Source organism: Chitinophaga sp. Hz27 (genome assembly GCF_042263525.1).
GTDB lineage: Bacteria > Bacteroidota > Bacteroidia > Chitinophagales > Chitinophagaceae > Chitinophaga.
Genome location: NZ_JBHKFJ010000008.1, coordinates 207,405 through 221,482, shown reverse-complemented (window position 1 = coordinate 221,482; position 14,078 = coordinate 207,405). Strand labels below are relative to the sequence as shown.

The window sequence follows — 14,078 nt, the reverse complement described above, 5'->3', positions numbered from 1 at the left end:
TGGTTGATTGTTAGTAAATGCGCTAACTTTCAACCACTAACCGATTTGCTATATTTGCAGTTATGAAGAGAATCATTGGTTTATTTTGCTTACTCCCAACATTGTTGAATGCTCAGACCCCAGGTGTTGAAAAGAATTATCCACAGGGATATTTCAGGAACCCCTTGAGTATTCCGATTGAACTGGCCGGAAACTTTGGTGAACTAAGACCAAATCACTTCCACTCTGGGATGGACATCAAAACACAGCAACGTGAGAATCTGCCGGTACATGCCGCGGCAGATGGTTATGTGAGCCGCATAGGCGTCTCTCATACCGGTTTCGGGAATGTACTCTATATTACTCACCCTAATGGCTATACGACTGTTTATGCACACTTAAACAGCTTCTTTCCTGCTTTACAGTCATATGTAAAACAGAACCAATACCAGAACGAAAGTTGGGCAACGGATCTGGCTATTCCTGCTGGAAAATTCCCGGTGAAGAAAGGAGACCTGGTGGCATATAGTGGTAACACCGGCGGTTCTGCCGGGCCTCACCTGCATTTCGAAATACGTAATACACAAACCGAAAAGCCGCTAAACCCATTGTTGTTTGGCTTTGAAATACCTGATAGTAAAGCGCCTGAAGTATATCGTATCGCTGTTTATGATAGATCAAGAAGTATTTATGAGCAGCAGCCTGTAATGGTGGCGGTTAAGAAGGTAGGAAATACATACGTTACCACCCAACCTGTAGTAAGAGTTGCCGCTACAAAGGCAGGGCTGGCACTGACAGCCATCGATCGAATGAATAATACGCCTAACACCTACGGCATATACGAAGCGAAACTTTTCCATAACGATAAGCCAGATATAGATTTTGAATTGGATAACATCGGCTATGATGAAACCCGTTATCTCAATGCTCATATCGATTATAAAGTGAAGAAAGCAGATGGGCCTTACCTTCAGCTGATGTTCTCATTGCCGGGCAATGAACTGGATATCTACCACGATTTCGATGGCGATGGAACCATTGACATCTCTGATGGAGAAGTTCATAACATGGAGTTGGTAGTGAAAGATGCCTACGGTAATACCAGCAACGTAAAATTTGGTTTGCAACATTCCGGCGTGGAGCCACAGGAAAAGCCTTGTGCTAATACCATGTATCCGGATTCTAAAAATATCTTCGAGAATAACCAGGTAGAATTCTATCTGGACGAACGAGCATTATATGATAACATCTGTTTCCGTTACCAGGAAACACCTAATAATTCTGTTAAGGCCAAATCTGATAACTTCATGCTGCATACGCCATTAGTGCCAGTGCATGATTTCTTTGATGTGAGATTAAAGGCCAGTAAGCCTGTTCCTGAAAACCTGCAATCAAATGTGGTAATGGTAAGAGAAGGCTTAGGCAGCGGTACTTCCGCCACTACGCTGGAAAATGGCTGGTATAAAGGCAACTTCCGCGATTTTGGTACCTTCCACCTGGAAATAGATACCATCGCGCCCAAAGTGACGCCAATAGGTATTAAGCCAGGCGCTATCCTGAGCAAGGCTGCTAAAATATCCTTTGCTATGAGTGACGCCAGCGGCATCAAAAGCTACAGGGCAGAATTGGATGGTAAATGGTTAATGTTTAGCCGTAAGGGTAATGTACTTACTTATACCTTCGATGAACATTGCGGACCTGGCGCTCATATGCTGGTGATGAAAGTAACAGATGTTGCCGGCAACGAAGGTCAATACAGACTCTCATTTAAAAGATAAATATTATTCATATGGCAGTAGTATTAAAAGAAGGCGATAAAGCGCCTGTATTCAAAGGAAAAGATCAGCATGGTAAAACCATCGCACTGACCGATTTCAAAGGCAAAAAAGTAATCCTCTATTTCTATCCAAAGGATAACACGCCTGGTTGCACGGCACAGGCTTGTAACCTGAGAGATAATTATTCAGACTTACTGAAAAAAGGTTACGTAGTAGTTGGTGTTAGCACCGATAGTGAACAGAGTCACCTGAAATTCATTGAAAAATTTGAACTACCATTTACTTTACTGGCAGATGATGATCATAAAGTAGTAAACCAGTATGGTGTTTGGGGCGAGAAACAAATGATGGGTAAGATATATGATGGCACGCATCGTACCACATTCCTAATCAATGGTGATGGGGTGATTGATCACATTATCAAAAAGCCGGATACTAAAAATCATACAGAAGAGATTTTAGCACTCTGGAAATAATTTACTTGATATTTCTTAACAAAAAGGCCTGGTCTCTTCTCAGTAAAGACCAGGTCTTTTTGTTGGAAAAACATAAAAATAAAAAGCCCCCTCTTATGCAGAGGGGGCTTTTCTATGAGAAGTTCTAATTAGCAATTATCTCTTCTGGCGTTGTTTTTTGAACAGGTTACCAGTTTTGAACTTGTTACCTTCTGGGCTACCTACGCGGTCCATAGCGCAACGGAAACCTACTGTATTCGTTGCCATATCTTCCTGCATGTAACGGCGGGTACCAGGAGAAAGCCAGTAAGCACGGTCATTCCAGCTACCACCCTTGATAACGTGAGATTTGTCGTTGATGAGGGTAGTTATGCCATAACCATATTCCACCATAGAGAGGGAGTCACCATCAAGGTAGTTGATAACATCACCTTTCTGGTAGTTAAGACGGTTAGCACTTTCTTCATCTGTTACATCACGCATTTTGATATGACCGAGGCTATCTTTTTCCATTTCTTTGTCGCCATTCAGGAACACAGTTTGGAATTTGTTACCACGGAAGTAGTTGAAGTCATCGCCATCGATAGGGCTGAGTGGTCTGTACACGTCAAGTACCCATTCTGCAACGTTACCGGACATATTATAGATACCGAAAGTGTTAGGGAAGAAGGAGCGAACCGGTCCTGGAATGGAAGCACGGTCGTTCAAACCTCCGGCCACACCCATGTTATCACCGGAACCGCGTTTGAAGTTGGCCAGGAACATACCCTGGAAGTTGCCACGGCGGATATCACGTAAACCGCTGGTGTTGGTACCCCAAGAATAAACCTGTTTGTTCATGATCAGCTCTTCCCCATGTTTACCTTCTTTTTTAGAAGGGCCAGGGTTCTGACCTATGTAACCGAGAGCGGCGTATTCCCATTCTGCTTCTGTTGGGAGGCGGTAGTTAGGGAGCATTACACCATCTTCGAATTGAGCATTACGTGGAGTTCCATCCGCGTTTTTGAATTCGTTTTTGGAACCTTTAGACATTTTGCCCGGAGTACCTTCGTACAAACCAGCCATGTAAGCTTTGGTGTCGAAGGTGTTATCGTCTGACTGATTGCCAACATCTGCTTTGGAAAGCAGACCTTTGTCCATCAGTAACTTTTCATTTACGCGGTTGGAACGCCATTTACAATAGTCAGTTGCCTGTTTCCAGTTAACACCTACTACAGGATAGTCATTGTACGCAGGGTGGCGGAAATAATATTCTACCAATGGCTCGTTATAAGCCAATTCGCTACGCCAAACCAAGGTGTCTGGTAATGCCTGGCGGTAAACATCAGGGAATGATTCCCCGTATACACGGCTCAGCCAGAAAAGGTATTCGCGATAGTGAACGTTTGCTACTTCAGATTCGTCAATGTAAAAGGAGGAAACTGTAATACGACGTGGAATGTTATTCCAGTCGCCCATTACGTCCTGCTCGGTGGCGCCCATGGCAAAAGTACCGCCCTGAACAAATACAAGACCAGGTCCGGTTTGCTGGTTCTTATTCTTAGCCACGCTGAAACCTCCCATTTTAGGGTCGTTGTAGTTCCAGCCAGTAGCAGAAGATGATTCCTTCTTTTTGCCGAAAAGCCCCCCGCCGTCTTTGTGACAGGCAGTCATGGATAGCATTACGCTGGTACCTACGAGCAATGACAAAGAGGTTAATCTACGCATGTGATACAGCTTTAGTCGATTATATTTACAGTAAACGCAAATGTAGTCTTTTTTATTTTATGTAGAAATAATTTAATTTGTAATGAACCGTTATATAACCTGCGCTCATACACTATTTCTCCCTACAGGCAGAGGAATAAAAAAGATATATTTGATTTTTTTATGCTCTATTTTGTAAGCTGGGCCTAGCACCCGGCACTTATTCTCAATGTGTCGAACAAGATAATGAAACTACCCTGTATTTATATACTGTTACTATTTATTTTGATGATTGATAACAGTTTGGTAATCGCTCAGCCCTATGCTAACCATTCCATCCTTCAAACTGGAAATTGGTATAAGCTGGCTGTCAGCCAACCAGGAATCTATCGCATCGATGCTGCTTGTCTGAAAAAACTTGGCCTGAATCCAGATCAGATTAAAGCAAGTCAAATACAACTCTATGGAAATCATGGTCGTATGCTGCCTGAGAACAATCAGCCCCGTCCAGATGATCTTCAACAGATAGCACTCTTCGTAAATGATGGGGGCGATAATACTATTAACGCTAACGACTATATCTTATTTTATGCGCCTGGTCCGCATCAATGGATATATAACAATTCCACTTCTTCCTGGTTGCATCAGTATAATATATATACTGACAGTGCCTGGTATTTTCTGACAGTAGGTGCGGAGGCCACCAGTCTCCGATTGCAGCAGGAGAGCCAGTTGAAAACGCCACAACAGCAAGTATATGCCTTTGATTATCACACTTTTTATGAAAAGGATAGTCTGAATTTTCTGCGTAGTGGCAAACAATGGTATGCTGAGGAATTTAGTCTGGACCCTGCTGCGGGTAGCCGGCACAGTTATAAATTTTCTTTGCCCGGCATTCCCAATGGTGCTGTTACCGTAAATTTACGTGTAGCCGCCAGAGGTGCTAATGGCAGCAATTTCCAGGTGAGCCTGAATCAACAGGCTGCTGCTACCACTTACCTGTTGCCAGTGAGTGGCAACGTATTTGAATCGTTTGCTACCGCGGCTACTGGCACGGGTGGTGTATTTATCAGTGATAGTATTATAAAGGCAGATGTAGATTTTTTACAGGGAGATAATAATGCCCGCGGGTGGCTCGATTATCTGGAGATCATCGCCAGATGTCCATTACAAATACCATCATCCGGTATGCTGGAATTTAGAAATGACAGATCTCAGTTAAAAAACACTATCACAGGCTTTTATCTTCATAACGCTGGCGCACAAACGCAAATCTGGGATGTGACAGACCTCTGGAAACCAGTGGCGCTAAAAACGCGGCAGACAGCAGATTCTATGTTATGTTCTGTTCCAACAGATATGCCCAGGGAGCTGCTGGCCTTTGATCCCTCAAAAGCTTTGTTGCCAGTGGCTATCGGCCAGGTTGCCAATCAAGACCTGCATGCTGTCAATGCGAATTTGATCATTGCCACCGTGCCGGCTTTATATTCACAGGCCTTACGACTGGCCCAATGGCATACGCAGCAAGGCCTTAGCGCCGCTGTGGTGACCATGGACCAGGTCTATAATGAATTTGCGGCCGGAAGTCCGGACCCTACGGCACTGCGTGATTTCCTCCGAATGCAGTATGCCCGCGGACAAGCACCTGCCTATTTGTTATTGTTTGGGGCGGCCTCCTATGATTATCGTCAACGGGTGAAAAACAATACGAATATGGTTCCGTCCTGGCAAAGTACCGCTTCCCTGGATCCGGTAAGCTCGTATGTGTCAGATGATTATTTTGGTCTGTTACAAACAACCGATGATATAAACCGAACGGATATACGAAATGTATTACAGGTGGCTATCGGACGTATCCCGGTAAGAACTGCTGCAGAAGCAGCCACTATTGTTGATAAAATAATTAATTACAAGGAAAAGGCCAACCAGGGCGATTGGCGTAATAAGCTGATCTTCATTGCAGATGATGAAGATAATAACCTGCATTTTGATGATGCAGAATATCTTACCCAACAAATCACCAACAACTATCCATCTTTCAATATCAACAAGATTTATTTAGATGCATATCAGCGTACTACTACCAGTGGAGGCCCCCAGTATCCTGCTGCTGTAAAAGAACTAAACCGCCGCATAAACCAGGGGGCGCTCATGGTTAATTATACAGGGCATGGAAGTAACACCCGTCTGGCAGAGGAAAATATAGTGGATGCCAATACCATCAAGGAATGGAAGAATGATGACAGGCTGCCTTTATTGCTGACTGCCACCTGCGATTTTGCGCCTTTTGATAACCCTGCGGTTATTTCGCCGGGACAGCAGTTATTATTGCAACGTCCTTCAGGGGCCATTGCCCTGATGACGACTACGAGAGCAGTATTTGCAGCATCTAATAAAATAATGAACAGTAATTATATCTCTGCTGCGTTTACACGTAACAGTGATGGAAGCTGGAAAAGCCTTGGCGAGGCTGCCCGAGACGCTAAAAATCTGACTTATGCCACGAGCACTGATATCATAAATAACCGTAAATTCCAGCTGCTGGGAGATCCCGCACTGACCTTGGCTTACCCGCAATGGAAAGTGGTGGTGGATAGTATAGACGGGCAAAAGCCCGGCACTGGTACTGTCGAATTGGCCGCATTACGGCCGGTAAAAATTACTGGTCATCTGGAAGATGAAGCAGGCAACAGGATCCCGGATTATAACGGTATCATATATACGACGATCTTTAATGCCGCTGTAACAACCTATACACTGGGTAATACTACAGGTAGCATTGTAGCGCCTTTCCAGCAACAGGATAAAGTTATTTTCAGGGGGAAGCAGTCCATCAATGATGGTAATTTTTCTCTGACGATGATCATACCGGCAGATGTAGCAGGTGGGCAGGGAAAGATGAGCTTCTATGCTACCGGAGGTCCGATGGATGCTGCAGGGTACAATGTTCAATTCTCTGTAAATGCTACTGCTACGGGACCTGAGGATCACACGGGACCTGTAATTCAGGCCTGGATCAATAACCGGCAGTTTGTGAATGGAGATAAAGTGGGCCAGGATGTGATTTTGCTGGCAGATATTGCAGATCCAAGCGGGATAAATATCCTGGGACTAGATACGACCCATAATATTCTTGCATTATTAGACAATACAGAATATATTGCATTAAATGATTATTTTAGCGCATCTTTGGATAGCTATAAAACAGGAACTGTTGCATACCCTTTATCAAACCTTACAGCTGGTCCGCACCGGGTCATTATTAAAGCCTGGGATTCGTACAATAATGTAGCCAGCCAAGAGATTGATTTTGTAGTAACGGAAAATGGCACTGTGGTAATTGAAGATGTATCCTGCTATCCTAATCCTTTTCATGATCAGACAAAATTTGTATTTACACATAATCAACAAGGACAAGAGGTTATCGTAACAATACAGGTTTTCGACTTAAGTGGAAGGATAATGAAAACTTTAAAAGACACAATAATTCCGGGAAGCAACCGTTTTGATGGAATGCCCTGGAATGGTACTGGGGATTCGGGAGCGAGATTATCCTCAGGTATATATCTTTATCGACTAACTATTAGCAGTAACGGTAAGAAAAAGGTCAAGGGCGGAAAAGTTGTAATTTTTTAAACCTATGCAATATGAAGTACACCGTCTTCCCCTTATCAACCCCTTACATGATTAATATATTATAAATTAGATTATTTTTACATCCTATCAAATACGAACATTGCATGATCCGAAAGTTAACTTTGAGCCTGGTGTTCATATATAGTACTTTCACAAGTTTAAGAACCTCAGCCCAGCGTATAGACTCTACTGGTCAATTAGATGGTCGTACCAATACTATCAACACAGCTGTTCCTTTCTTAAGAATTACTCCTGATGCCCGTAGCGGTGCAATGGGAGACGTGGGACTTGCTATCTCTCCGGATGCATCTTCCATGTATTTCAATCTGTCTAAAGTACCCTTTGCCGACGTTAAATCAAGTGTTGCTGTAACCTATACTCCGTGGCTGAAGGAATTGGTAAATGATGTGTTTTTGGCTACAGTTAGCGGCTATACGAAATTGAACGATAATGAGGCAATTTCAGGATCACTGCGTTATTTTTCTCTTGGTACCATCAACTTCCGTGACATTACTAACACCGATCAGGGTAACTTCCATCCCAGAGAATTTGCGCTGGATGCAGGTTATGCCCGTAAGCTCAATGAGCATTTCGGTGTGGGCTTAACCGGCCGCTTTATCTATTCCAACCTGGCAGGTGGTCAAACTATCAATGATCAGACTATCCGCCCTGGAAAAGCTTTTGCTGCTGACGTTTCCGGGTTCTATACCAAAGACTTTGAAAAAGATGATGGTACTGTAAATAAACTGAGCGTAGGCTTGGCCCTTACCAACATCGGTACTAAAATCTCTTATACCAGCTCTGCTCAAAACAAAGATTTCTTGCCTACCAACTTCGGTCTGGGTGCGGCATATACCTTGTCTCTCGACGAATTAAATACCATTACCTGGGCATTGGACATCAACAAGTTGATGGTGCCAACACCTGATACCGCTGGTAACTATAGGAATAAATCATCCATAGAAGGTATGTTCTCTTCCTTTGGTGATGCGCCTGGAGGCTTAAAAGAGGAATTGCAGGAACTGATGTATTCCCTTGGTATGGAGTACTGGTATAACAAGCAGTTTGCTGTGAGAGCCGGTTATTTCAACGAAAACAAGAATAAGGGTAACCGTAAATATTTCACCGCAGGTGTGGGTATCAAATACGATATCTTCGGTATCAACTTCTCTTACCTGGTGCCTTCCGGCTCTGGTATACAGCGTAATCCGCTGAGCAATACACTCCGTTTCACCCTTACTTTCGACCTGGGTTCGAAAGATGAAAGCAGAACAGGGTGGTAAATCTACCGTATATACAAAAATTCAGTTAAAATAATTAAAACAGTCCCTCCAATCGGAGGGATTCGTTTTTTATACCGTATTTTGCGGATTGGCAAAACGATTAAAAACATTATCTTATGAGCAGTATACGTATTGGACTGGGAGTAGATTTCCATCAACTGGTAGAAGGCCGTGAATTTTGGTTAGGTGGTGTGCTGGTCCCTCACCATAAAGGGGCACTTGGACATAGTGATGCAGATGTATTATTACATGCTATCTGCGATGCTATGCTGGGCGCACTTGCGCTGGGAGATATTGGCGTACATTTTCCTGATACAGACAATACTTACAAAAACATAGATAGCAAAATTTTGTTATCCCGTTGTGCTCAGCTGATCGGCGAAAAAGGCTACCAGGTGGTAAATGTAGACAGTACTTTATGTCTGGAAGCACCTAAGATCAAACCTTATGTACCACAGATGCAAGCCGTAATTGCAGAACGTCTGAGAATCAGTGTGGATGATGTTTCCGTAAAGGCGACAACTACTGAGAAAATGGGCTTTGTGGGCCGGGAGGAAGGCGTGATGGCCTATGCCACCGTACTGCTCGAAAAGTATAATAATTAAGATCAAAAGCTACTTTAAAAAAATATCTTTGCTGAATGGCTGAAGTAATTGTAAAAATCATCAATAAGTCTGGTAACGAACTGCCTGCTTATGCTACTGCTGACGCGGCAGGAATGGACCTCAGAGCACACCTGGAAACAGCGCTGACATTGCAACCAATGGAACGTACCCTCGTGCCTACTGGGTTGTTTATGGAGCTGCCTTCTGGTTATGAGGCGCAAATTCGCCCTCGTAGCGGCCTCGCAATCAAGCAGGGACTTACCCTTCTCAATACGCCCGGCACAATTGATGCTGACTATAGGGGAGAAGTGAAAATTATTATGATCAATTTATCCACCGAACCACAGACTATTCAACCTGGTGATCGTATCGCACAGATGGTAGTAGCACCTTTCGTACAAGCTACCATCCAGCCTGTTGAAATACTCAGTACTACTGACCGTGGAACAGGCGGATTTGGTCATACCGGTAAATCCTGATAAATGCGTTTATACATCACAGTTATAGGGCTGTCGTTTTCATTGTTGACAGTAGCCTGCAGCTCCTCAAAAAAATCTGCAAATACCGTCACACGAAACCCCGAGTTGTTGAAACAACGTTCGGATAGCCTTTTCTTTGCGGCCCAGCGTTCTAAAATGAAAGGAGATTATCGTACTGCTTTAACCCAGTACTCCGATTATTTGCGCCTGGATAAAAGCAATGCTGTGGTGTATTATGAAATAGCACGCCTGCTCATGGACAATCATAGTGGCCCCTATGCATTAAACTTTGCAAGGAAAGCCGCTACCATGGACACCGCAAACCATTGGTACCAACAGCTTTTGGCGGATACTTACGCTGTAACTGAAAAGTTTGACAGCGCTGCCATGGTTTATAAAACACTGAGCTTAAAATACCCTGAGAATGAAGACTATTACTATAATCAGGGTATTTTACTTTCTAAAGCCAATCAACCCGCTGCTGCTCTTGCCGTCTTCAACCAGCTGGAAAAGAAAACCGGCGTAGTAGAAGAGGTCACTTATCAGAAACAGAAACTGTTGCTGAAAATGAGTAAGGCCGACGAAGCTGCTGCAGAAATTAAAAAACTCATTGCTACTAATCCGGCCGAAACCAGGTATTACTACCTGCTAGCCGAATTATACGATGCCAATGATCAGATCAAAGATGCCACGGCTGTCTACAACGACATCCTGAGCAAAGATCCTCAGAACGCAAGGGCGCTGATCGCACTGGCAACTTATTCCAAAAAAAATGGTAACATGGACGGGTACTGGAATTACCTGACCCGCGCCTTTGCCAATCCCAACTACAGCATAGACGAAAAGGTGGCTTATGTTTATCCTTATCTGCAAATGCTGGAAACGGATTCCACCAAATTTGAGGAAGGTTTACGCCTCACTCACCTGATCGTTCAATCACACCCTAATGATGCCAAAGCATATGCTTTACAGGGAGATTTATTTTCTCAGGTAGATATGCTGGACAGCGCCCAGACAAGTTATCAACGGGCTATCAAACTGGATAATACACGTTTTTCTGTATGGTACCAGCAGATGTGGATTTACTCTCGTAAAGAAGATCCTAAAGCCTTACAGGCTATTAGCGATACCGTAAAGCAGTTATTCCCTAAAGAATTTATGGGCTATTACTTTAATGGTTTGGCCCATTATCTACAGCAACAATTCCCGGAAGCTATTACAGCACTCAATGCTGGACTAGCACTCGGAAATGTTGAAAAAAGATTTGCTGCTGATGCTTATTCCCTGCTGGGAGATGCCTACCATGCCACCGGACAACATTCCTTGTCCGACAGCAGCTACGAAAAAGCATTGGTGATCCGTCCTAAAGATGCGTCCGTACTCAATAATTATAGCTATTATCTTTCGTTGAGAGGCGAAAATCTTGATAAAGCGGCAGAGATGTCCAGAAGATCATTGGATATCGACCCGGATAGTCCTACGTTTATGGACACCTACGCCTGGATATTATTCCGTCAGGAAAAATACCAGGAGGCAAAAGAATGGATGGACAAAGCATTGGAATATCCCGAATCCAAGCAGAACCCAAATCTGCTGGAACATTACGGTGATATTCTATATAACCTGAAAGATGTTAATAAAGCGGTAGAATATTGGCAGATGGCTAAAGACAAAGGCGCATCGTCAGTAGACCTCACCAGGAAAATCGCTGAGAAAAGATATATTCAATAAGCCTGTTATCTTTCTACAGGAAAAATAACGCGCTAAAAGATAAATGCTAGTATGAGATTATTGTTATTAGTGGGATTAATAGGTCTTGTCACAGTGTCCTGCCGCCGGCCCAAAGAACTGGCCCGCAGTTCATTTCCTACTGCGGATACAGCGCATGCAGTTGTGATCAAAGATAATGCTAGTGAGGAAATGAAGAAATTTACTGACTCCATGCTCACCGGCATTCGCAAAAATCATATCGACTTCAACTCCTTCTCCGGCCGTGCAAAATTTGCATTCGAAAACGAACAGGATAGCAAAAGCGGACTTACCGTAAGCGTAAGAATGAAGAAAGATAGTATCATCTGGATATCTATTTCTGCACCAGTGATCGACGAAGTAGTAAGAGCCGTAATTACAAAGGATAGCCTGAAGTTATATAACAGATTAAAGAAACAGTTGGTATTACGTGATATCGATAATGCAAAGGAAATGCTGAATATTCCTTTCGATTTCAATACGCTGCAAGACTTACTGATTGGCAATCCTGTGTATCTGACAGATTCTATTTACCAGGTGATTAAAACACCTTCTGTTATTTCTTTCAGTTGTGATAATCCTGAATTTATCAGCTTGTTTAATGTGTATGCAGATGATTATGGTTTGCAGCAGAGTAAGGTGATGGATAAGGATAGTGCCGTAAAACGCAGTTGTGAGATGACCTACGGCGATTATGCGAATATTGGTACAAGGAGATTTCCAACTACCCGCAGAATCTTGGTGGAAGAAAAGAACATTACTAAAGTAGCACTGGATTTTACCCGCTACGATTTTGATGTGCCGGTATCGTTTCCATTCAGTATGCCATCAGGCTACAAACGAATTTAAATGAAGAACGGATAATAGTTCCCCTTCATTAAACTAATAAACGTTGTATATTTATCGTTTATATATCTGATATTAATTTTCGCAGTTACTTAATATAGTCATGTTGTATTTGAAGAAGATTATCCCGTTGGTTTTGGTTGTATGGTTGATGCCTGCTCTCGTGGTGGCGCAGCAGAATGCTGTTCAGCAACAGCCGTCTCAATCGCGGGAAGAACTGGAGCGCCGTAAGAAAGAACTGCAAAAAGAAATTGACGAAGCAAACGAGCAACTGAAAGAAACCAAGAAATCTACAAAGGAAAGCCTCGGGCAGCTGCGAGCCCTGCGTGATAAAATCAGCCTGCGTAGCAGACTTATCAACAGCATCAACGAAGAAATTAATTTCATCAACGGAGATATCAATACTGCTAACCGCGATGTAATAACACTCCGCCGTGATCTGGACACACTGAAGGCACAATATGCACAATTGGTGGTATATGCCTACAAAAACAGAAGTGCATATGATATGATGAACTTCGTATTTTCAGCTTCCAGCTTCAACGATGCCGTAAAAAGATTTCAATATCTCAAACAATACCGCGAATACCGCCGTCGCCAGGCCGATAATATCTTATCTACACAACAATTACTCGCTAAGAAAATAGATAACCTGGAAAGCCAGCGTGTCAAACGTTCTGATGCCCTGAAAACAGAGCAAGACCAACGCTCAACCCTCGAGTCAGATAAGAAAGAGAAGGATGAAGTATTGCAGAAGCTGAAAGGACGAGAAAAAGAACTTGTAGCAGATATTAACCAACGTAATAAAGACGCGCAGAAAGTACAGATCGCTATTCGTAACGTTATTCGTCGTGAGATCGAAGAAGCGAGACGTAAAGCCGCTGAAGAAGAAGCTGCACGTAAGAAAGCGTTGGAAGAAAAGAGACGTAAAGATGAGGAAGCACGTAAAGCTGCCTTGGCCGCTGCCGCTGCAGAAAAGGCCAGAGCCGCTGCTGCTGCCGCAAATAATAACAATGCCGCAGGAACACCGACGCCAACAACGCCGGCACCTGTAGAAAAACCTGCAGAAAAACCTGCGCCTGTAGCACCTCCGCCACCACCACCCGCACCTGCACGTAGCGAAAACGTACTGGAAGCATCTCCTGAAGCCCTGGCACTATCTGAAAGCTTTGAAGCCAACAGAGGTAAACTGCCTTGGCCGGTAGAGGCAGGAAATATCATTGAACACTTTGGTATCCACCAACATGCTGTAATGGAGCATATTACCGTTCCTTCTGATGGTATAGTACTTTCTACCACCAAAGGAGGGCCAGTAAAATCTATCTTCGATGGTGAAGTGAAATCTGTAGTGGTAATGCCTGGCATGGGATATATGATTATTATCCGCCACGGACAATATTTTACAACGTATGTGCGTTTGCAAACCACCCGCGTGAAGAAAGGGGACATGGTGAAAACTGGTCAGGTGATTGGTACTGCCGGCGTAAACGAATTAGAAAATACCGGGGAAGTGGAACTGCAAATCTGGAAAGGTATCAATAAACAAAATCCAGAGCAGTGGATACGTCGCCGATAGGCCTGC

General features: G+C 43.5%; 10 protein-coding genes. 9 read left to right on the top strand and 1 reads right to left on the bottom strand.

Going from position 1 to position 14,078, the window contains the following annotated elements; translation table 11 throughout:
* Positions 1–62: 62 nt before the first annotated feature.
* Both ACE38W_RS20080 and bcp read left to right on the top strand, forming a co-directional pair.
* Positions 63–1,757, top strand: a complete 1,695-nt coding sequence (locus ACE38W_RS20080; protein ID WP_375833784.1) for a M23 family metallopeptidase — start codon at positions 63–65, stop codon at positions 1,755–1,757.
* 11 nt (positions 1,758–1,768) lie between these two features.
* Complete coding sequence (gene bcp, locus ACE38W_RS20075) at positions 1,769–2,233, top strand: thioredoxin-dependent thiol peroxidase (protein ID WP_375833783.1); 465 nt, start codon at positions 1,769–1,771, stop codon at positions 2,231–2,233.
* Between the two features lie 135 nt (positions 2,234–2,368).
* Here bcp and ACE38W_RS20070 read toward each other — a convergent pair whose 3' ends face one another.
* Complete coding sequence (locus ACE38W_RS20070) at positions 2,369–3,919, bottom strand: SUMF1/EgtB/PvdO family nonheme iron enzyme (RefSeq protein WP_375833780.1); 1,551 nt, start codon at positions 3,917–3,919, stop codon at positions 2,369–2,371.
* Between the two features lie 267 nt (positions 3,920–4,186).
* Between ACE38W_RS20070 and porU the strand changes: the two genes are divergently transcribed.
* The 7 genes from porU to ACE38W_RS20035 all read left to right on the top strand — a co-directional run bounded on the left by porU (position 4,187) and on the right by ACE38W_RS20035 (position 14,072).
* On the top strand, positions 4,187–7,534 hold the full coding sequence (gene porU, locus ACE38W_RS20065) for a type IX secretion system sortase PorU (RefSeq protein WP_375833778.1): 3,348 nt from the start codon (positions 4,187–4,189) through the stop codon (positions 7,532–7,534).
* A gap of 104 nt (positions 7,535–7,638) precedes the next feature.
* Positions 7,639–8,817, top strand: a complete 1,179-nt coding sequence (gene porV / locus ACE38W_RS20060) for a type IX secretion system outer membrane channel protein PorV (RefSeq protein WP_375833775.1) — start codon at positions 7,639–7,641, stop codon at positions 8,815–8,817.
* A 116-nt stretch (positions 8,818–8,933) separates the two neighbouring features.
* Positions 8,934–9,422: a 2-C-methyl-D-erythritol 2,4-cyclodiphosphate synthase gene (gene ispF / locus ACE38W_RS20055; protein ID WP_375833773.1), complete on the top strand. Its 489-nt coding sequence runs from the start codon at positions 8,934–8,936 to the stop codon at positions 9,420–9,422.
* 35 nt (positions 9,423–9,457) lie between these two features.
* Entirely contained in the window at positions 9,458–9,901 is a 444-nt protein-coding gene (dut, locus tag ACE38W_RS20050; RefSeq protein ID WP_375833770.1) for a dUTP diphosphatase, read from the top strand.
* A 3-nt stretch (positions 9,902–9,904) separates the two neighbouring features.
* Positions 9,905–11,632 carry a tetratricopeptide repeat protein gene (locus ACE38W_RS20045; RefSeq protein ID WP_375833768.1) on the top strand — a complete coding sequence of 576 codons (1,728 nt, stop codon included), beginning with the start codon at positions 9,905–9,907 and terminating at the stop codon, positions 11,630–11,632.
* Positions 11,633–11,683: 51 nt separating this feature from the next.
* Positions 11,684–12,499, top strand: a complete 816-nt coding sequence (locus ACE38W_RS20040) for a DUF4292 domain-containing protein (RefSeq protein WP_375833765.1) — start codon at positions 11,684–11,686, stop codon at positions 12,497–12,499.
* A 109-nt stretch (positions 12,500–12,608) separates the two neighbouring features.
* A complete protein-coding gene (locus tag ACE38W_RS20035) occupies positions 12,609–14,072 on the top strand; it encodes a murein hydrolase activator EnvC family protein (RefSeq protein WP_375833762.1) in 1,464 nt (487 codons plus the stop codon).
* Positions 14,073–14,078: the final 6 nt, after the last annotated feature.